The organism is Sphingobacterium deserti, from assembly GCF_000757725.1.
Taxonomy (GTDB): Bacteria; Bacteroidota; Bacteroidia; order Sphingobacteriales; family Sphingobacteriaceae; genus Sphingobacterium; species Sphingobacterium deserti.
The window spans coordinates 257,134-275,131 of the sequence record NZ_JJMU01000024.1 but is presented as its reverse complement, the minus strand read 5'-3'; the positions used below and the strand labels follow the sequence as shown (position 1 = coordinate 275,131).

The window sequence follows — 17,998 nt, the reverse complement described above, 5'->3', positions numbered from 1 at the left end:
CATGAAACAGACGACCGACACGATCCTAATGGTTCGACCATACCGTTTCCGGAAAAATGAGGAAACCGCAGTGAATAACTATTTTCAAGAAGACATTATGGTTGATAATGCGGCAGAACTTGCTTTGCAAGAATTTGATCGCTTTGTTCAACACCTCAACGACCATAGAATAAACACGCTAGTTATTCAGGACGAAGGTCTTTTCGATACGCCGGATAGTATTTTTCCCAACAACTGTATATCTTTTCATAAGCGTTCGGCTGTGCTTTATCCGATGTTTGCTGAAAATCGGCGTCGGGAAAGGCAGCTAAATTATTTAGAAGCATTAGAGAAATGGGGATTAAGATTCGATGATATATTGGATTACACAGCATTCGAGCAGGACCATCGATTTTTGGAAGGGACAGGAAGTCTTATCCTGGACCGGGTACAGCGAACAGCATATTGCGCCTTGTCTCCTCGGGCAGATGCGGGCATCGTTCACCAGTTTTGTCTGGATTTAGGATATGACCCCTTTATTTTTGAAGCAAATCAAACCGTAGGTGGACTGCGCAAAGCAATTTATCATACGAACGTGATGCTTTCTATAGGGACGGCATTTGCCGTCGTTTGTCTTGACGCTGTCGATAACCTCCTTGCCCGGGAAAAACTTATTATGCGTTTACAAGACAGTGGAAAAAGCATTATCGAAATTACGGAACAGCAGATGGAACACTTTGCCGGAAATATTTTAGAACTCCATGCCATAACAGGCGAGCCCCATATTCTGATGAGCACACAGGCTTATCAGAGCTTCACTTCCGAACAAATACGAGAACTTGAAAAGTACGGAGAGATTATTCACTCGCCACTATCTACCATAGAAACAGGGGGCGGTGGAAGCGCGCGATGCATGATCGCCGAAGTGTTTTATTAATTATCGATCGCTAAGCAGTTCACGCCTCACCCGACTGAGGCTTTCCGGCGTAATGCCCAAGTAGGAAGCAATCATCCATTGTGGCACCCGCAAAAGCAGGCCTGGATACATATCCATAAATGAAAGATAGCGTTGTTTGGCCGTCATCGCCAGCAGCGAATTGATCCGCTTTTGTTGTATGTAGATATTGCGCTGTAGCGAATTTTCTAAAAAACAGGCAAATTCATTGCTCCATTGCGACGCCTTTTCCATAAACGCTGGCTGGATAAACACAACAGTAGAATGTTCGATAGCTTTAATATAATAGTCCGAAGGCTTATTGAAATACTGACTTGCCCGATCCGCAATAATCCAATTTTCTGGTGCAAATTGCAGGATATGTTCGCCCCCCTTTTCATCCAGCGAGAAAGACTGTAATAAGCCGCTCTCCACAAAAAATGCGTAATGCCCTATCTCACCTTCTCGCAATAAGTATGTATTATGCGGTACGGTTTTAAATGAATAATAGGGTTTAAGCTCTTCAAAATGATCTGCTGATAAGCCGCCTTTCTCACTATAGTAAGCATAAAATCGACTTTCTAAAAGGTTATGCGTAGCGTTTTCCACTAGTATAAAATTGTAAATTTAAAGTCGAGCGGATTGAAGTGCTTTTCCAACTCGTCTATCAACGACTCACCATGCTTCACATACAACGACGCAAAATTTTCTGATCGCTCTTGCAGACCGCCGTTGGGGAAAAGTTTGTCTTTTACGCGCTCGATCTGAATCAGCGCGTCTTCGTAGTTATGTTTATCCGCTTTAAGGAGTTTTTTTTCCAGGCTGTTGATTGCTTTCTTCAGCCGTGCTTTTACGGCTTCTGTGCTGGCGCTCAGGCTAGGATCTATCTTATGCGTGCGTAGTTTGATTTTTCCAAAGATAGAATTGAGTTCCATCCATTCATCACGTAGATTGAGCCGATGCTTGGTATGCCTGCGTACATATTCATTTTTAAGAGCATCTGCCGATTTAAAAATACTCTTGAATGTCAAGTCTAAACGGAAAATCTTTCCGGTAATTCCGTCATCGGTTATCATGGCCGAATTGCGGGGCACGAGAATCGGGAAGGGTACGTCATATTGATTGAAATTAGATTTCAGCTGCAGCCAATATACAACTTCTGCACCGCCACCGATGTAAGCCAAATTAGGCAGAATAATTTCCTGATAGAGTGGACGCATAACCACGTTTGGACTGAAGCGCTCGGGGTGTTTTTCAATTTCCGCCCGAAGCTCTTCTTCCGTGAAGTAGATATCTTGATGTAGCACTTCAAAACGGCCGTCGTCCAGTCGCACGATACGCTCGCGAAATTCATCGGTGAGGTAGAAGAAATTAATATCTCGAGCATGCACCTGCGTTTGGAAGCCCAGATCCTCCAATTTCTTCGATGCATTCGCTATTGCCTTGACGCTCTTTTCTCCCAATATATCTTGCTGAATACAGGGGATAAAAACATGTTTAAACGCTTCTCTATCGGCATCGATAATAACGAGCCCTTGCTGGTTGAAAAGTTCATTCACCATAGACCGGGTTGCATCGGCCAGGGAGAGTCCTTGCAGATAAGCTTGTTCAACAATAGCTTTAAGTCGCTCAGCATTGGGCGACAGCCCAAAAGTATTACAATATTGCTTTACCGCATCCGCGATGCTTTCCGTTGACATCCTACCCGTTCCGGAGACTGCCGGTACATCCCAACTGATCTTCTTTCCGAAAACACGGGTGTGATTAATTTCGGCAAAATCATGGTCTTCAGTCGCCATCCAATAGACCGGCACGAAGTTATATTCCGGAAAAGCTGCCTTTAAGTCTTTTGCCAAACGAATGGCGGTCACGATTTTAAAGATAAAATAGAGGGGGCCGGTAAATATATTTAGCTGATGCCCTGTGGTTACGGTGAAGGTATTGCGCTCGCCAAGCATCGATACATTTGCCGCCACGCGTGGGGATTGTTCCAGCTTTTCCCCATATTGTTGTTGTAATTGCGAAACCAGCAGCTTGCGATGTTCGAAGTCTTGCCGGCGATCTATCTGTGCGCGAAACCCATTTAAATCTGGTCGCTCCCCATAAAACGGCCTCAGCTGTTCGTCATTCGACAAATAGGCCAATAAGGTGTTCGAAAAACTTGCGGTATCGCTGTAATCGATATATGTTGCTTTCATTTATCTCTTCTACTTTGTTGCTTCGGGATCAAAAGATGTTAAAGAAAGAACTTCTTACGCATATCCATAAATGGATAAAATGAATTTGCGCATCACCGAACAGCTCGTCAAATTACATAATTTTCAGAAAAGGTAGGTAGTGAGATACTATTTTAGCGCTTATTTGACAATAGCTTTATACATCGCTGTAAAATCGGCCATACACAAAACAAAAATCGCGAACTTTTAGCTCGCGATTTGTACAATAGGCATGCTTTTCCTTACTTGATTATCGTTCCATAAAGATCGAAATCTTCAGCCCGATCAATCTGCACGTGAACAAAATCACCGATGCGCGCGTAATTATCTTTGGCATTCAAAACGACTTCGTTATCTACCTCTGGAGAGTCATACTCGGTACGGCCGATAAAATAGTCTCCATCTACACGATCTATTAATACTTTATAGCTATTACCAATCTTATCCTGGTTTTTTTCAAAGGAAATCCCTTGCTGTACCTCCATAATCTGCTCCACACGTGATTCTTTCACCTCTTCGGCAACATCGTCTACCAAGCTATGCGCATGCGTCTTTTCCTCGTGGGAGTAGGTAAAACAACCTAGACGATCGAAACGGGAAGTTTCTACCCACTCAAGCATCTCGTCAAAATCTTGCTCAGTTTCGCCAGGGTAACCACAGATAAGTGTCGTGCGCAATGCTATATCAGGCACTTTATCCCGGATTTGATTCACGAGATCAATTTGCTTTTGCTTGCTTGTGCCACGACGCATCGATTTTAACATATTATCACTAATATGTTGTAAAGGCATATCAAGATAATTGCAAATATTAGCGCGCTCGTTCATCGCATCCAAAATATCCATAGGGAAGCCCGAAGGATATGCATATTGCAGGCGAATCCATTCGATACCGTCCACATCGGACAAGTGGCGCATCAAATCGGCAAGGTTTCTTTTACCATAAATATCAAGACCATAGTAGGTAAGATCTTGTGCAATAAGAATAAGTTCTTTCGTGCCATTCGATGCCAAAAATTTCGCTTCTTTCACTAAATCATCTATCGATTTAGAGACATGTTTGCCGCGCATCAAGGGGATTGCGCAGAATGAGCATGGCCTATTACAGCCTTCTGCGATTTTGAAGTATGAAAAATGAGACGGTGTAGTAAGTAAACGTTCGCCCAATAGCTCGTGCCTATAATCAGCCCCGATCGTCGACAACAATTCGGGCAGATCGTTCGTGCCGAAGTATGCATCTACATTCGGAATCTCGGCCTCTAGTTCAGGTTTGTATCGCTCAGAAAGACAGCCCGTAACGATGACTTTATTTACTTTTCCTTGATCTTTAAGCTCGGAATATTGTAGAATCGTGTCAATAGATTCCTGCTTTGCATTGTCGATAAAGCCACAGGTATTGATAACAACAATATCGTTCGCGCGAATATTGGAAGCTTCATGTACAACTTCCATTTGGTTGCCTTTCAGCTGCCCCATCAAGACTTCAGAGTCATGTATGTTTTTGGAACAGCCCAATGTCACGACATTGACTCGCGGTTTACTTACCGGCGAAGCTACCTTTGCATATTTTGTTTTCATCTTCTTCTCTTCAGCGTCCAGGTGGCTCGCATAGTCGCCAGCACCTGAGCGTATCCTCTATTTCCTTTATTGCGCTCCCGAAGAAGCTTATTTATTTCGTTTAAACGTAGGAGAATTCCCTATTTAAATAAACTTTCAACAAAATCTTTCTTATTGAACAGCTGCAAATCGCCTATCTTCTCTCCTACACCAATATATTTGACGGGAATTTTGAATTGATCAGATATGCCGATGGCAACGCCACCTTTTGCTGTGCCGTCAAGTTTCGTTAAGGCCAGCGCATTCACATCCGTCGCTTGCGTAAATTGTGTGGCCTGTTCAATGGCATTCTGTCCAGTTGATGCGTCTAGTACTAACAATATTTCGTGGGGCGCATCAGGCACCACTTTTTGCATGACGTTTTTGATCTTGGTCAGCTCATTCATCAGGCCGACCTTATTGTGTAAACGCCCGGCGGTGTCTATAATCGCTACGTCATCGCCATTTGCAACAGCAGACTTCACGGTATCGTAAGCAACAGACGCTGGATCAGAGCCCATAGGTTGTGCAACGACGCGTACACCTACGCGCTCACCCCAAAGCTGAATCTGGTCTACCGCAGCAGCACGGAAGGTATCTGCCGCACCTAACACCACCTTATTTCCAGCTTCTTTCAACTGATGAGCAAGCTTCCCGATAGTTGTGGTTTTGCCAACCCCATTTACACCAACCACCATAATGACATAGGGCTTATGGCTACCATATTCAAAGGTTTCGAAATCATTGCTATTGTTCTCCGCAAGGAGGTCTTGAATTTCTTCTTTAAGCAAACGATTCAGGTCATCGGTTCCGACGTACTTATCGCGAGCGGCACGTTTTTGGATCCGATCGACAATTTTGAGCGTTGTTGTCACGCCTACATCGGACATTACAAGTACCTCTTCGAGATTATCCAGCACCTCATCGTCGATAGTTGATTTCCCAACTACAGCCTTGGTTATTTTAGAAAGAAAGCCTTCTTTAGTTTTTTCCAAACCTTTATCAAGAGCTTCCTGTGCCTCTTCTGTTTCCTGTTTTTTCTTAAAGAAATCGAATAATCCCATATGTAACCTAATATAAATGGTTATGCCTTGCTTACAACCTGCCAAATATAGGCAAAATCAGCTATACTAAAAAAGCCCTTTCGGCGTATACCAAAACGGCTTCTTAGTTTTTAAAGATAAACCTTAAAAAAAGGAAAGTTCCTGCTCAGCTTATTTAGAAGCTCCTGCTAAAACCTCTTTTACTTTATCGTTGTGCACCATACTCTCTTTGAAAGTATATGCTCCAGTTTTTGCAGATTTAGCGGTAAGGACAACTTTAGTAAACTCTTTACCACCCCCTTTTTGTAACGATGCAACTGCTTTCTTTGCCATTGTTTTATATTTTTAAACGAGCAAAATGCTCAAACGTTAATTACTTAATTTCTTTGTGAACAGTTACTTTTCTAAGCACAGGATTGAATTTTTTCAATTCTAAACGCTCAGTTGTATTCTTTTTGTTCTTTGTAGTGATATAACGAGACATGCCCGGAAGACCACTTTCCTTGTGCTCAGTACATTCTAAGATTACTTGTACTCTATTTCCCTTTTTAGCCATTGTTTTACGTTGTTTAATCCGCCAGCTGACAGATAGATTTCATGAATATTTTGATAACAGGCGGTGTTAATTAAATAGATCCTTTTTGGATAAATTTATTGATAACTGCTGTAATACCGTTCTTGTTAATAGTTTTGATTGCAGATGTTGATACTTTCAACGTAATCCAACGATCTTCTTCTGGAATGTAGAAACGCTTAGTCTGTAAATTTGGGTAAAATTTACGTTTAGTCTTTACGTTTGAGTGCGAAACGTTATTTCCTTTTAATGCCGCCTTGCCTGTTAAATCACAAATTCTTGACATGATATTTGATTTTTAATGTTATCTATTGTCTTTTTACTCTTTTCACAAAGAGTTTGCAAATATCATTATTTCTTTTGGGAATTGCAAGGAAGGAAAATAATAATTTTTAAATTTTGGGGAAGACCTTGCGCTATCTAGCAAAAGTAAGCTTTTTTCAGCCCGCAACTTAGCAGTAGCTAAACAAATAGTTTTCCACAATTAACATTATCGTTTTCTTATGCTTTCCGATTCCTTCGTATATTTACAACATTAACAGACGAAGATGCTCCACAAAACAAAGGGAATAGCCTTAAAGACGACAAACTATTCAGAAAGTAGTATTGTGGCTCATGTGTTTACGGAGGCATTCGGCATGCAGGCTTTTCTTATCAACGGCGCTAAAAAACCCAAAGCTAAAATTTCCGCAAATCTTTTTCAGCCACTGCATCCGCTCGACATGGTGGTGTACCATAAAGATTCAGGCGGTCTACAACGTATACAGGAAGTTCGCCAACTTCCTCTTTTGCACGAGATCCCTTTCGATATCCAAAAAAGCGCATTGGCAATGTTTATCAATGAGATTCTTTACAAAGTGCTTCGTCAGCAATCCGCAGATCCGTTTCTCTTCCATTTCATTGTGCAAGCTATCCTTTGGCTTGATTCAACGCAAGAGGGATTAGCAAATTTTCACCTCATATTCTTGGTGCGATTAAGCCGATTTTTAGGATTTCTCCCGCTCCATCAATCCGATCGATCTCACCCTTACTTCGACCTGCTGGATGGCGTCTTTTGCAACAACCTACCCGCCCACAGCCATATTCTTCAGGAACCCCATACAACGCTTTTTCAAATGCTGCTAAAAACAAGCTTTGAAGAAGCTCAACAGATACGAATGCTTAAAGCCGACCGAAAATACCTGCTGGAGAAGATCCTAGAATTTTATAAACTTCATACTGAAAATTTTGGAAACGTTCATTCCTTGTACATCCTTGAGGAAATTTTTCAATAAATATTTAGTTGAACAAACATTTTGGAACCTAATTTGTTGAAAAACAGAATACGTAACAATTTTTTATAAAAACTAAATAATAGCTATGGAATGGTTTCTAAAGGTTGTGAGAGACAACTACGCAAATTTTGAAGGACGAGCGCGACGCAAAGAGTACTGGATGTACATGCTTGTATTGATCGGCATATACATTGCCCTTTTAATAGTTGGTGGTATTTTCACTTTCATAAGTGATACTTTGGGAATGATCTTTACTGGCCTTCTTTCATTAGTCGGTTTAGCTGTCCTTATTCCGACGCTTGCTGTTGGTGTACGTCGCCTTCACGACACAAGCTGTCCGACTTGGTATATAGTATTTTACTTCATCCCCTTGGTTAACATCTACTTTTTGTATTTGATGATTAAGGAAGGCGATGTGGGGCCGAACGAGTTTGGGCCAGATCCGAAAGCAGGTGATAATGGAGGAAATCCATTTACTAATTTCCCGCCAACACCGAACAATCCGTTTAACAATCCCAACCCTTAATACTAAAAAAAGCCAGATCATGTCGATCTGGCTTTTTCACAATAAATATATTTGAAATCTTTTTTAGATAAGCTTTACATTTACCGCATTAAGACCTTTACGGCCCTGTTCGATCTCAAATGATACATGGTCATTCTCACGAACTTTGTCTACTAAACCTGACACGTGAACGAAGATTTCGCTCTCGCCAGAGTTAGGAATGATGAAACCGAAACCTTTGGTCTCATTAAAGAATTTTACTACGCCTTCTTGCATTGTTAATTTTGTTTTGTATTAAAACTAAAGGTATAAATTATTTTTCAATGTCTCTTTATTTCTTTCAAAATTTTAAACGAAAAGGTTTTTAAGTGGTCAAACAAATCGAAAACATTTTTGTAGAAGTATAAACCAAAGAACATGAAAAAATTTGCAGGTTTACTTTTAGCCCTCTGCATGGCAACAATTGCCAGCGCACAAAACAACAATTACGAATCTAGTAGAAAGGTTTCTACGCGTGGCTACGCGGAACGGGAAGTTACACCGGATATCGTATACCTGTCGATTTCACTTAGGGAGTATTTTGTCGATGGAAACAATAAGAAAAAGGTCGACATCGAAACTTTGGAAAAACAGCTTTACAACGCGGCACTCGCTATTGGTGTTAAAAAGGAAGATTTCACGATACAGAATGTGTATAGCTATAACTACGACAGCAAGAAAAAAGGCAATAACGAACTGCTTCAGGCCAAACAGTATCGCCTCAAGATATCGAATTTGAACGGGTTAAATAGCATGATGGATAAGGTAGATCCGAAAGGCGTACAAAGCACATCCATCAATGGATACGATCATTCGCAGAAGCGTCAGATCGAAAAGGAATTGAAGGTGGCAGCCGTACAAGATGCACGTGCTAATGCAGAAATTATAGCAACAGCCACTGGCGATAAGGTCGGGAAAGTATTGGCTATCAATGACAATAGTTCTTTCGGCTGGAATGACATCATGCCTTCTCCGCGGGCGTACAGCATGGCCAAAGTACAGATGGAATCAGCTGATGCAGCCGGCGGTATGGAACAAGGACTTGATATCAGTGTCCGGCCGATCAAGCTTACGTGCAATATTGATGGCATCTTCGAACTATTATAAATTAAAGTCAATGATGTGCCTTTTTCAAGCACATAGGATAAGAAATTCAGAAGAGGCTGTTTAAAAACTAACTACCTTTCGTCATTGCGAGAAGGAGGAACGACGGCGAAGCAATCTTAGAAAATAAAAATGCAGATTGATTTCCTTCGGAGCTGCCTTCGGCGGTCGTCATACTTCCTCGCAATGGCGCCTTTTGAAGTTGATCAATTATCTTTTTGGACAGCCCCTTATAAATTCCTACCCCTCACTTTGCTCAAGTAAAATCGTATTTTTGTAGAGATGAGCAAAACGAGAGTATTCGCCCTCACGGTCATTCTATTGATGGTAGTGGCGTTTTGGACAAACCCAACGAAGGAGCAGCACGAGGATGCTGTGCGCGAAAAAGCTATTATGTTATTGAAGGAGCAGGCTGGTACGGAAAACCGAAGCATTGTTGATTTCGGCGTACAGCTATTCGGCAATACGCTAATAGACCAATTCATGAAAAACCACATCAAGACAGATAACTATTACTTGTTTTCCGTTACGAAGGTACACTGGGAGAATCAGGAAAATATTCTGGGTGTAGGTGCTTTCAAACACGTTTGGCTCAGCAAAAAGATCGACGAAAAGGCCGCAGAGATTGTTAAGATGATTAAAGCCAAGTAGGATGCTAGAGATTCTTTATCGAGATGAGGAACTTATTGCCGTGAACAAGCCGCATGGCCTCCTTGTACACCGCTCCTCGATAGCTGCCGACACAGCTGAATTTGCTTTGCAAATGCTCCGCAATCAAATTCAGCAAGCGGTCTACCCTGCACATCGTTTAGACCGGAAGACGGGCGGTGTACTCTTATTTTCGCTAAACAAGGAGATGGACAGCCTTGCGCAAAATCTCTTTGCTGATAGAAATATCGACAAGACTTATTTAGCTGTCGTGCGCGGATACATGGACGATTCCGGAAGCATCGATTATCCCCTGCGGAAAGAAAATGGAACGCTACAAGAGGCATTAACGCATTTTAAAACGCTTGCCCGAGCAGAGGTTGACATGCCACTTGGTAAGTTTGATACATCGCGCTATTCACTGGTTGAAGCTATCCCAGAAACCGGAAGGATGCACCAAATCCGAAAACATTTTGCACACGTTTTTCATCCTATCCTGGCAGACCGGCCACATGGATGCAACAAGCAAAATAAAATGTGGAAAGACCGCTTTGATATGGACACCATGTTATTACATGCGCAAAAACTATCTTTCTCGCATCCAAGGACACAACAAAAAATTGAAATTGAGGCTCCTTTACATAACGAATTTCGGCGTGTACTTAATCTGCTAAATCTGCAAGCATGAATGAATTGATCATCAACGTGTTTTTGACCATACAAGGTATCGCTGCTGCGTCAGGACTAATCTACAAAGACAACGCCATACACGTTATCTCGGACAACAGCAAGCTACTATACACATACAGCATACCACAGGATAAACTCACGACCACGACGTTGCTTTCGGGAAATGTCCTGGAGAATATTCCAAAGAAAGAAAAATCCGATTTCGAGGCGATTACAGCAATTGACGGTCAGCTTTATGTGTTTGGATCCGGCTCTGCCAAAAACAGGAACACGCTTGTAAAATATAATGCGAAGCAGGGCACAAAAGACAGTGTGGACTTGGGCCAGGTTTATGAAAAATTAAAAGCGGATCATTCTGTTGCTGAGCAAGACTTCAATATTGAAGGCGCAGTATATTATCGCGACGAGCTTTGGTTGTTCAACCGTGGAAACGGTCCCGCCAAACAGAATGGGGTATTTATATTGGATAAGCAGACCCTTGCTGGTAAAGCGTTCTTTCATGTTTCGCTCCCTGAATTAGAAGGCGTAAGCACGGGGTTTACAGACGCTACGCTAGTCGACGGAAAGATCTATTTTATCGCAGCTGCTGAAGACAGCAATTCCAGCTATCACGATGGCGAGGTGAAAGGAACCTTGATAGGACGGCTGGATCCGAAAAGTCGGATCGTAGAATATACCAAAACTTTGGCTTTAGGACATAAGTTTGAAGGCATAGCGCCGTACAGGAAAACAAAAAAGGCTATCCAATTCCTACTGTGCGAAGATCCAGACAACGAAAATAATACATCAACCATCTACAAGGTGGAAGTGAAGCGGTAAATCGATTGCGCAATTTTAAACTAACGGTTATTTTCATCAATTAATGCCCGTTTTTTGCCTATTTTTGAAAAAAACAGAATTTATCAGATTGCTATGATTAAAAACACTGCGCTTTCCGAGCACCATCAAACATTAGGTGCAAAAATGGTTCCTTTCGCAGGCTTCACTATGCCTGTGCAATACTCCGGAATAAATGATGAGCATGAAACCGTACGAACTGCTGTGGGCGTCTTCGACGTTAGCCACATGGGTGAATTTATCTTAAAAGGCGAGAAAGCGTTGGATTTGCTTCAGAAAATATCTTCTAATGATGTTTCCAAGCTGTATGATGGCAAAGTTCAATATGCTTATATACCTAATGAAACTGGCGGAATCGTGGATGATTTTTTGACATACCGCATTGATGAGCAGACTTACTTTTTAGTAGTAAACGCTTCTAACATAGATAAGGACTGGGACTGGATCAGCAAGTATAATACCGATGGCGTCGAAATGAAAAATATTTCAGATCAAACCTCGCTTTTTGCTGTACAAGGACCTAAAGCAGCCGAGGCGCTACAATCCCTGACTGACATTGAGCTTGCTCCGATGGAGTATTATACTTTCCAAAAAGGCGTCTTCGCAGGCGTAGAGAATGTATTGGTTTCTGCTACCGGCTACACGGGAGCCGGAGGTTTCGAAATCTATGTCGCTAATGAAGATGCGCAAAAAGTTTGGGACGCTATCTTTGAAGCGGGTGCTTCCTATGGTATCAAGCCTATCGGCTTAGGCGCTCGCGACACACTACGTTTGGAAATGGGCTTTTGCTTGTACGGTAACGATATTGATGACAACACATCCCCATTAGCCGCTGGCCTTGGCTGGGTAACTAAATTTTCTAAAGATTTTGTGAATAGCGAAAATCTGAAGGCGGAGAAAGAACGTGGCGTAGCGCAAAAACTTGTTGGGTTCGAGATGATCGACAGAGGAATTCCCCGCCATGATTATGAAATTGTGGATGCTGCCGGTAATAAAATTGGCCGCGTGACCTCAGGTACACAATCGCCAACACTAAAGAAATCAATTGGCTTGGGTTATGTCGACACGGCTTTCGCGAAAGATGGATCTGAAATATTTATTTCGATACGGAACCAACCTATCAAGGCGGTGGTTCGCAAAGCACCCTTCGTCAAATAACGCGAAATTATAACGCGACTACTATACGTTCATTGCGAGATGGTGCAAGCTGAGGCAGCGACTAGCTATAAAGGGAATCGCTGCTGTGTTCGTCGCTCTCGCAATGTGCGTGTTTTGGGCCAATGATGTTTTAGGCTACTTTCTCTGCTTTTTCTCTTTCGTGGGCAGCTGCGCCTTAGCCGCTGCGTCCTTCTTGACAATTTTTAGCAAAACTACTTTAAGATAGATTAGCACGATCATAACGGCGATCGAGATAAAGAGGAAAAGATGGTTGTTTGCTTGAAACGACTTTATGCCACTATACACTAAAAAAGCGATGGCAAAGTTTAAAACAACGTTTAATATAAAGAATTTTGTCATGATCTATTGTTACCCTGTCTCGGTATGACCCTTTCCCGAATAAAGAAAAAATAGGCGATGCCGGCAATGATGTTGCCAAATATCATAAAAATAATTAATAAGATTCGCTCCATAGCTGTCAAATTGCCGGAAAGCATAATCTCGCGGAGCACCAATACTGTCCAAACAAGGGAAAGCAAAAGTGCAATGCTGATAAGCACATCAGCAAAAGCAAATTGCAGTAGCTTCAGCACGATAGCCAAAATATAAAAGCCAAGGCTGAAATAAAACGCCTGCCGCGTTTGGTGCACTAGATTTCGCATGGGATAAAATTACGGAATCATTCGCTAAAATAAACAACGCCAGATTTCTTTCTGGCGTCGCTTATTGGTGTTATAAATTTCTCTTAGCGTGAATTTTCACTATGGGAATATTCCTAACTCTTCATACGCCACGCCTATTTTATTTATCGCGCAGATGAAGGCCGCCGTTCGCAAATCTCCCTTACCTTCCAATGAAACATGGATGTCGCGGATCTCACGGTATGCGCCAATCATGGTATCTTCCAAGCCGGAATGCACGAGGTCAATTTCATCTGGTCCGCGCAAAATGGTCTTTCTTTCCAGATCGGAAACGCGCTTACCCGTCATCGATTCAATAATATCGATAAGCTCTTTATACATGTTATCATTGAAGCGTTTTTCTAAACGGCCGTAACGTACCCTACTCAAGTTTTTAAGCCATTCGAAGTATGAGACCGTTACACCCCCTGCATTAAGATAAACATCGGGCAGCACTAAAATACCTTTGCTATGTAATATCTCGTCAGCCTCTGCGGTTATAGGCCCATTAGCCGCTTCGCCCACTATTTTAGCTTTAATTCTATCCGCATTGTCTTTATGGATAACACTCTCCAATGCGGCCGGGATGAGGATGTCGCAGTCTTGCTCTAGCCCTTCAGCAGGATCAGCGAAGTTCACGGCGCCAGGGAAGTTCAAGATGCCGCCGGTTGTTTGTCTATGCGCTTGCACAGCATCCAAATCTAATCCATCCTCGTTATAAATTGCTCCATTAAATTCGATGAGGCCAACTAACTTAGCTCCGGCTTCCTGAAAATACTTCGCCGTATGGTAACCCACATTTCCAAGTCCTTGAACGATTATTCGCTTGCCTTCAACACCTGTTTCTAAGCCCAGTTTTTCCATATCATCCGCAAACGAAACCGCTTCACGAAGGCCATAAAAAACGCCAAGTCCTGTCGCCTCGGTACGGCCACGCACCCCGCCTTGCGATATCGGTTTACCCGTCACACAAGCTTGCGCATTGATATCGCCGGGATTTAGGGAAGAGTAGGTGTCTAATATCCAGCTCATTTCACGCGCGCCCGTACCATAGTCTGGTGCAGGAACGTCGATACCGGGACCAATAAAATTCTTTTTGCAAAGCTCTGAAGTATAGCGGCGTGTGATTTTTTCCAGATCAAAGGCTGAGTATTTTTTTGAGTCGATCTTTATACCTCCTTTACCGCCTCCAAATGGGACATTGACAATAGCACATTTGTAGGTCATCAAGGCGGCAAGTGCCATTACCTCTTCCTGATCTACCTCCATACTAAAACGGATACCTCCTTTACAGGGTAATTTATGGTGTGAGTGCTGCACCCGATAAGCTTCTATTACCTCCACCTGTTCGCCGATCTTCACCGGAAACTTGATCCGTAGGATAGAGTTACACGCTTTTATCTGCGCTAATACGCCTTTGTCAAAGCGTGTATGTGCAGCCGCCTTATCAAAATTCCGCTGAACGCTTTCAAAAAATGTATTGTTTTCTGTGTTCATTATTGCCATACCTTCGATTTTTGTGTTTATTGTTGGTTTTATTTCAGAAATTAAATTTATAAAACTTTACCTAATCTATTTGTCTTTTGCGTGCTTGTATAAAACATTTACCTTTTTTACGTTTTAGAAACGATTTTGTTTTAGAAGAGGTAAAAAATAGCGGTCTACAATAGCAATTTCGCAACACATCTGCCCAAATTGAAACAAAGAAGGAGGCAAAAAAAGCCTCCTTCCTACGTTTGTCCTTCTAATAAATCCTAATAAACATCCAATTCTGGATCAATCTCTTCTTTCCAAGCAAGAATCCCACCCTTTAAATTGGCCAAATTATCAAAGCCTTGTTGCTCCAAAACCATCACCGCCTGTGCACTGCGCTTGCCGCTTCGGCATTGGATAATGACCGGTTTGTCTTTGTCAATTTTATCCGACTCTATTACGATACCTGCTAAGGGGATATTTAAACCGTTTAGATTAGAAACCTCATATTCAAACGGCTCGCGAACATCTATCAATTGAAATTCGTCATTGCGATCCAGCATGTCTTTCAATTCTTGAACTGTAACTTCTTTCATATTATTTTGCTTTTTCTACGATAAACTTAAGTAAAGTTATGTGGATATGCAATTATAATTACCGTATCGGAAGGGTGTTGATTACGATTTTAACGAGGGCCAAACTTTCAGTTATAAGGTAAATGTACTACTTTTAGCCCTGGTGATGTATAGCTAATCTATATCAAGAATCGCCGCATGAACTGAAAGAGACAATCATGAGAACAAAATTTGTATGTAGCGCGCTCCTTGCCCTTTTCCACTCTGCACTACTGATGCCGTCTACACAGGCACAAGTTGTGGAATTATCGGATATTCAACGTATCGTAGAGACATTAGCATCGGACGACATGCGTGGGCGAGCTTCGCTCAGTACCGATATCGCTCGTGCGGCCGATTTTATCGCATCGGAATTTCGCCAAGCAGGACTACAGCCTTATGCCGAAGATAATTACCGACAATCGTTTGATGTTACAAAGATTAGCACGGGCAACCAGACCGTCGAAGTAAATGGCAAAGCATTAAAAGATGACGAGTTCATTGTGCTTAGTAATGCGGATCTAATTTCGTGGAATACGCAATCAGGCGTAGAAAATCTAGAGATTAAAGCCGGCGAAGATTTTTCGCAACGCTTTCGCGCTATCGTGCGGGAAAATCCGAACAATAGCGTTGTATGGGTTGATGCTTCCTTTGCGCCCATGCTTGCTCGCTTTAAAAAGATCTTTTCGCGAGAAAACGTGGTGCCAAAACAAGAAAATACTGGAGACGGCCCTAGTAAGGTATTCATTTTAAAAAAGACGCCAGCAAACAGTTATCAAATCAATGCTTCCAATTCACGTGTAGACTTTCCCTTATTTAATGTTGCTGCTGTAATACCTGGAAAGTCTAAACCAGAAGAGTTCGTCGTATTTTCAGGGCATTACGATCATATCGGCATTTTAGATGCCGTCGGGCAGGATTCTATTGCGAACGGTGCAGATGACGATGCCTCTGGTACAACGGCCATGATTGCGCTCGCGAAGTACTTTAAGAAAGCAGATATCAATGAGCGGACATTAATCTTTGTCGCCTTCACGGCGGAAGAGATCGGTATGTTTGGCTCTAAATACTTTTCCAACCATATTGATGCCGATAAAGTTGTAGCGATGATCAACATCGAGATGATTGGTAAAGATTCCAAGTTTGGGCCAAATTCGCTCTATGTAACGGGCTTCGAAAACTCGAATCTGGCGAAGCTAATGCAGGAACATTTGCAAGGAACGCAATTCACATTCCATCCAGACCCCTACCCGCAGCAAAATCTTTTTTATAGAAGCGATAATGCGGTGTTAGCTGCTTTAGGCGTTCCGGCACATACATTCTCCACCTCACAAATCGATAAAGATAGCTATTACCACACCGTGAAAGACGAGATTACCACCCTTGATGTGCAAAACATAAAGTCTAGTATAGAAGCGATCGCCAAAGGTGTAGAAGGGATTGTAAAAGCTGAGCAAACGCCGTCGCGGGTAGAAAAACTGAAGTAGCGAATAGCAGGAAACCATGCGCCTAATCATTCATGCGCTTAAATGGTTTTCTGCATGATGTAATCATCCAGTATAAAATCGAAATACGGGATATCGATCTCTTGGATGACGTGGAAGCCCTGTTTTATGTAAAAATGATAGGCTTTATTTTTACGGTTGACGTTTAGCTCGATACTGTGAATATCAAGTGCCAACGCTTTTTCCTGAGCAAAATTTATCAAATCTTTCCCGTAACCTTTTCCTTGTACTTCGGGTAGCAAGTATAATTTCTCGATACGTAAAACATCCGCATCCTTAACCTGTAGAGCGATAAACCCGACCACATGCTCACTTTCCAACGCTAAATAAAACTTTTGCCCAGAGCGCATAGACGTAATAATGCCCTCTTCACTATACGATTTCTGCAGCATAAACTGAATTTGTTGATCCGAAAGCACGTTCGTATAGCCATGCCACCAACTCTGCTGCGCTACCTGTTGAACAATTTCCCAGTCGGATTCCCGTGCCTCTAAAAACTGCATTACAGCCGCTCTCCTACAGCTACAAAATTGTCCGAATTAAAACCAAGGTAGAAAAAGCCATCTTGCTCGACTTCGAAAACGTTGTCTGCTACTTTTCGTAAGCCGACTACCGATTTGAGCTGTGTCTCATCCACATAGATCCGGTCGCCTTTCACCTTCCACTTTTCATAATTGTGCTGTACAAACACCATTCTTTTGCCAGCGGCAAATACGACTATATTTAACGATGCTGCGAAACGATAAAAAACAGGGTGTAGGGTATCGCATATCACGTTTACAGCTTTATAATTATGGGCGATGAGATAATCCAGGGTCTCGGTAATAAAATCACCTTTGATGGAAAATTGCTTAATCTGCTCTTGCGCATAGGTTGTCTCCTGATGGGTAAAAACAATATCAACCTTTATACCTTCGGCAAATAGAAAGTCGATAGCGTAATCATTTGTAAGAATAGTAGGGCTCCATTCCAGAAGTTGACCGAGGTGTTCACTATCCAACGCATTGCTGGAAGCTACGATAAGTGCGGGTTCTTGATTTTCTTTGACAATATGATGCGATGACATATTTTGATAAAATTCAAGTTGAACAGATGCTATAAATATACTTTTGTGTGCTTGCAGCTACCAG

Annotated in this window: 23 protein-coding genes; 9 read left to right on the top strand and 14 right to left on the bottom strand. The window is 42.2% G+C overall.

The window, feature by feature from the left end:
• The first annotated feature begins 1 nt into the window (after position 1).
• Positions 2–916, top strand: a complete 915-nt coding sequence (ctlX, locus tag DI53_RS08560) for a citrulline utilization hydrolase CtlX (RefSeq protein WP_037497636.1) — start codon at positions 2–4, stop codon at positions 914–916.
• Here ctlX and DI53_RS08555 read toward each other — a convergent pair whose 3' ends face one another.
• The 7 genes from DI53_RS08555 to rpmB all read right to left on the bottom strand — a co-directional run bounded on the left by DI53_RS08555 (position 917) and on the right by rpmB (position 6,627).
• Positions 917–1,522 carry a Crp/Fnr family transcriptional regulator gene (locus tag DI53_RS08555; protein WP_157836763.1) on the bottom strand — a complete coding sequence of 202 codons (606 nt, stop codon included), beginning with the start codon at positions 1,520–1,522 and terminating at the stop codon, positions 917–919.
• Positions 1,522–3,111: a bacillithiol biosynthesis cysteine-adding enzyme BshC gene (bshC, locus tag DI53_RS08550; RefSeq protein WP_037497633.1), complete on the bottom strand. Its 1,590-nt coding sequence runs from the start codon at positions 3,109–3,111 to the stop codon at positions 1,522–1,524. Before bshC ends, DI53_RS08555 begins: the two co-directional genes overlap by 1 nt.
• A 260-nt stretch (positions 3,112–3,371) precedes the next feature.
• A complete protein-coding gene (gene rimO, locus DI53_RS08545; protein ID WP_037497631.1) occupies positions 3,372–4,706 on the bottom strand; it encodes a 30S ribosomal protein S12 methylthiotransferase RimO in 1,335 nt (444 codons plus the stop codon).
• 119 nt (positions 4,707–4,825) lie between these two features.
• Positions 4,826–5,788, bottom strand: coding sequence for a signal recognition particle-docking protein FtsY (gene ftsY / locus DI53_RS08540; protein WP_037497629.1), 963 nt, complete (start codon positions 5,786–5,788; stop codon positions 4,826–4,828).
• 150 nt (positions 5,789–5,938) lie between these two features.
• Positions 5,939–6,100: a DUF4295 domain-containing protein gene (locus tag DI53_RS19845; protein WP_071790470.1), complete on the bottom strand. Its 162-nt coding sequence runs from the start codon at positions 6,098–6,100 to the stop codon at positions 5,939–5,941.
• Positions 6,101–6,140: 40 nt separating this feature from the next.
• The gene (gene rpmG / locus DI53_RS08535) at positions 6,141–6,323 is read right to left on the bottom strand and encodes a 50S ribosomal protein L33 (protein WP_002998409.1); all 183 of its coding nucleotides are present in this window, start codon (positions 6,321–6,323) and stop codon (positions 6,141–6,143) included.
• Positions 6,324–6,393: 70 nt separating this feature from the next.
• The gene (gene rpmB / locus DI53_RS08530) at positions 6,394–6,627 is read right to left on the bottom strand and encodes a 50S ribosomal protein L28 (RefSeq protein ID WP_037497627.1); all 234 of its coding nucleotides are present in this window, start codon (positions 6,625–6,627) and stop codon (positions 6,394–6,396) included.
• Positions 6,628–6,889: 262 nt separating this feature from the next.
• Between rpmB and recO the strand changes: the two genes are divergently transcribed.
• Positions 6,890–7,615: a DNA repair protein RecO gene (gene recO, locus DI53_RS08525; protein WP_037497625.1), complete on the top strand. Its 726-nt coding sequence runs from the start codon at positions 6,890–6,892 to the stop codon at positions 7,613–7,615.
• Between the two features lie 85 nt (positions 7,616–7,700).
• On the top strand, positions 7,701–8,141 hold the full coding sequence (locus DI53_RS08520; RefSeq protein WP_052072218.1) for a DUF805 domain-containing protein: 441 nt from the start codon (positions 7,701–7,703) through the stop codon (positions 8,139–8,141).
• A 63-nt stretch (positions 8,142–8,204) separates the two neighbouring features.
• Here the strand turns inward: DI53_RS08520 and DI53_RS08515 are convergent, their stop codons facing one another.
• Positions 8,205–8,396 (bottom strand): cold-shock protein, encoded by a 192-nt coding sequence (locus DI53_RS08515; RefSeq protein WP_037497624.1) that lies wholly within the window; start codon positions 8,394–8,396, stop codon positions 8,205–8,207.
• A 141-nt stretch (positions 8,397–8,537) separates the two neighbouring features.
• Between DI53_RS08515 and DI53_RS08510 the strand changes: the two genes are divergently transcribed.
• The 5 genes from DI53_RS08510 to gcvT all read left to right on the top strand — a co-directional run bounded on the left by DI53_RS08510 (position 8,538) and on the right by gcvT (position 12,596).
• Positions 8,538–9,266: an SIMPL domain-containing protein gene (locus tag DI53_RS08510; protein WP_037497622.1), complete on the top strand. Its 729-nt coding sequence runs from the start codon at positions 8,538–8,540 to the stop codon at positions 9,264–9,266.
• A gap of 279 nt (positions 9,267–9,545) precedes the next feature.
• Positions 9,546–9,914 (top strand): DUF4359 domain-containing protein, encoded by a 369-nt coding sequence (locus DI53_RS08505; protein ID WP_037497621.1) that lies wholly within the window; start codon positions 9,546–9,548, stop codon positions 9,912–9,914.
• A gap of 1 nt (position 9,915) precedes the next feature.
• Positions 9,916–10,599 carry a pseudouridine synthase gene (locus tag DI53_RS08500; protein ID WP_037497620.1) on the top strand — a complete coding sequence of 228 codons (684 nt, stop codon included), beginning with the start codon at positions 9,916–9,918 and terminating at the stop codon, positions 10,597–10,599.
• On the top strand, positions 10,596–11,420 hold the full coding sequence (locus DI53_RS08495; protein ID WP_037497619.1) for a DUF6929 family protein: 825 nt from the start codon (positions 10,596–10,598) through the stop codon (positions 11,418–11,420). Before DI53_RS08500 ends, DI53_RS08495 begins: the two co-directional genes overlap by 4 nt.
• A gap of 96 nt (positions 11,421–11,516) precedes the next feature.
• A complete protein-coding gene (gene gcvT, locus DI53_RS08490) occupies positions 11,517–12,596 on the top strand; it encodes a glycine cleavage system aminomethyltransferase GcvT (RefSeq protein WP_037497754.1) in 1,080 nt (359 codons plus the stop codon).
• Positions 12,597–12,731: 135 nt separating this feature from the next.
• Here gcvT and DI53_RS08485 read toward each other — a convergent pair whose 3' ends face one another.
• The 4 genes from DI53_RS08485 to DI53_RS08470 form a co-directional block, all read right to left on the bottom strand.
• Complete coding sequence (locus DI53_RS08485) at positions 12,732–12,956, bottom strand: DUF6358 family protein (RefSeq protein ID WP_037497618.1); 225 nt, start codon at positions 12,954–12,956, stop codon at positions 12,732–12,734.
• The gene (locus DI53_RS08480) at positions 12,953–13,258 is read right to left on the bottom strand and encodes a hypothetical protein (protein WP_037497617.1); all 306 of its coding nucleotides are present in this window, start codon (positions 13,256–13,258) and stop codon (positions 12,953–12,955) included. Before DI53_RS08480 ends, DI53_RS08485 begins: the two co-directional genes overlap by 4 nt.
• Before the next feature lie 99 nt (positions 13,259–13,357).
• A complete protein-coding gene (locus tag DI53_RS08475) occupies positions 13,358–14,782 on the bottom strand; it encodes a Glu/Leu/Phe/Val family dehydrogenase (protein ID WP_081939417.1) in 1,425 nt (474 codons plus the stop codon).
• Between the two features lie 248 nt (positions 14,783–15,030).
• Positions 15,031–15,345 (bottom strand): rhodanese-like domain-containing protein, encoded by a 315-nt coding sequence (locus tag DI53_RS08470; RefSeq protein WP_037497616.1) that lies wholly within the window; start codon positions 15,343–15,345, stop codon positions 15,031–15,033.
• Positions 15,346–15,542: 197 nt separating this feature from the next.
• On the opposite strand from DI53_RS08470, the gene DI53_RS20615 reads away from it, so the two are divergent.
• Positions 15,543–16,850 (top strand): M28 family metallopeptidase, encoded by a 1,308-nt coding sequence (locus DI53_RS20615; protein WP_037497615.1) that lies wholly within the window; start codon positions 15,543–15,545, stop codon positions 16,848–16,850.
• Positions 16,851–16,888: 38 nt separating this feature from the next.
• On the opposite strand, the gene DI53_RS08460 is transcribed toward DI53_RS20615, so the two are convergent.
• Both DI53_RS08460 and DI53_RS19575 read right to left on the bottom strand, forming a co-directional pair.
• Positions 16,889–17,371 carry a GNAT family N-acetyltransferase gene (locus tag DI53_RS08460; protein ID WP_037497614.1) on the bottom strand — a complete coding sequence of 161 codons (483 nt, stop codon included), beginning with the start codon at positions 17,369–17,371 and terminating at the stop codon, positions 16,889–16,891.
• Positions 17,371–17,934, bottom strand: coding sequence for a hypothetical protein (locus DI53_RS19575; protein ID WP_052072214.1), 564 nt, complete (start codon positions 17,932–17,934; stop codon positions 17,371–17,373). Before DI53_RS19575 ends, DI53_RS08460 begins: the two co-directional genes overlap by 1 nt.
• Between the last annotated feature and the right edge of the window lie 64 nt (positions 17,935–17,998).

What these genes read in the sequence shown, in the direction of transcription:
- ctlX (WP_037497636.1), top strand. Translation starts at nt 2, where the DNA reads ATGAAACAGACGACCGACACGATCCTAATGGTTCGACCATACCGTTTC.
- bshC (WP_037497633.1), bottom strand. Translation starts at nt 3,111, where the DNA reads ATGAAAGCAACATATATCGATTACAGCGATACCGCAAGTTTTTCGAAC.
- rimO (WP_037497631.1), bottom strand. Translation starts at nt 4,706, where the DNA reads ATGAAAACAAAATATGCAAAGGTAGCTTCGCCGGTAAGTAAACCGCGA.
- ftsY (WP_037497629.1), bottom strand. Translation starts at nt 5,788, where the DNA reads ATGGGATTATTCGATTTCTTTAAGAAAAAACAGGAAACAGAAGAGGCA.
- DI53_RS19845 (WP_071790470.1), bottom strand. Translation starts at nt 6,100, where the DNA reads ATGGCAAAGAAAGCAGTTGCATCGTTACAAAAAGGGGGTGGTAAAGAG.
- rpmG (WP_002998409.1), bottom strand. Translation starts at nt 6,323, where the DNA reads ATGGCTAAAAAGGGAAATAGAGTACAAGTAATCTTAGAATGTACTGAG.
- rpmB (WP_037497627.1), bottom strand. Translation starts at nt 6,627, where the DNA reads ATGTCAAGAATTTGTGATTTAACAGGCAAGGCGGCATTAAAAGGAAAT.
- recO (WP_037497625.1), top strand. Translation starts at nt 6,890, where the DNA reads ATGCTCCACAAAACAAAGGGAATAGCCTTAAAGACGACAAACTATTCA.
- DI53_RS08520 (WP_052072218.1), top strand. Translation starts at nt 7,701, where the DNA reads ATGGAATGGTTTCTAAAGGTTGTGAGAGACAACTACGCAAATTTTGAA.
- DI53_RS08515 (WP_037497624.1), bottom strand. Translation starts at nt 8,396, where the DNA reads ATGCAAGAAGGCGTAGTAAAATTCTTTAATGAGACCAAAGGTTTCGGT.
- DI53_RS08510 (WP_037497622.1), top strand. Translation starts at nt 8,538, where the DNA reads ATGAAAAAATTTGCAGGTTTACTTTTAGCCCTCTGCATGGCAACAATT.
- DI53_RS08505 (WP_037497621.1), top strand. Translation starts at nt 9,546, where the DNA reads ATGAGCAAAACGAGAGTATTCGCCCTCACGGTCATTCTATTGATGGTA.
- DI53_RS08500 (WP_037497620.1), top strand. Translation starts at nt 9,916, where the DNA reads ATGCTAGAGATTCTTTATCGAGATGAGGAACTTATTGCCGTGAACAAG.
- DI53_RS08495 (WP_037497619.1), top strand. Translation starts at nt 10,596, where the DNA reads ATGAATGAATTGATCATCAACGTGTTTTTGACCATACAAGGTATCGCT.
- DI53_RS08485 (WP_037497618.1), bottom strand. Translation starts at nt 12,956, where the DNA reads ATGACAAAATTCTTTATATTAAACGTTGTTTTAAACTTTGCCATCGCT.
- DI53_RS08480 (WP_037497617.1), bottom strand. Translation starts at nt 13,258, where the DNA reads ATGCGAAATCTAGTGCACCAAACGCGGCAGGCGTTTTATTTCAGCCTT.
- DI53_RS08475 (WP_081939417.1), bottom strand. Translation starts at nt 14,782, where the DNA reads ATGGCAATAATGAACACAGAAAACAATACATTTTTTGAAAGCGTTCAG.
- DI53_RS08470 (WP_037497616.1), bottom strand. Translation starts at nt 15,345, where the DNA reads ATGAAAGAAGTTACAGTTCAAGAATTGAAAGACATGCTGGATCGCAAT.
- DI53_RS20615 (WP_037497615.1), top strand. Translation starts at nt 15,543, where the DNA reads ATGAGAACAAAATTTGTATGTAGCGCGCTCCTTGCCCTTTTCCACTCT.
- DI53_RS08460 (WP_037497614.1), bottom strand. Translation starts at nt 17,371, where the DNA reads ATGCAGTTTTTAGAGGCACGGGAATCCGACTGGGAAATTGTTCAACAG.
- DI53_RS19575 (WP_052072214.1), bottom strand. Translation starts at nt 17,934, where the DNA reads ATGTCATCGCATCATATTGTCAAAGAAAATCAAGAACCCGCACTTATC.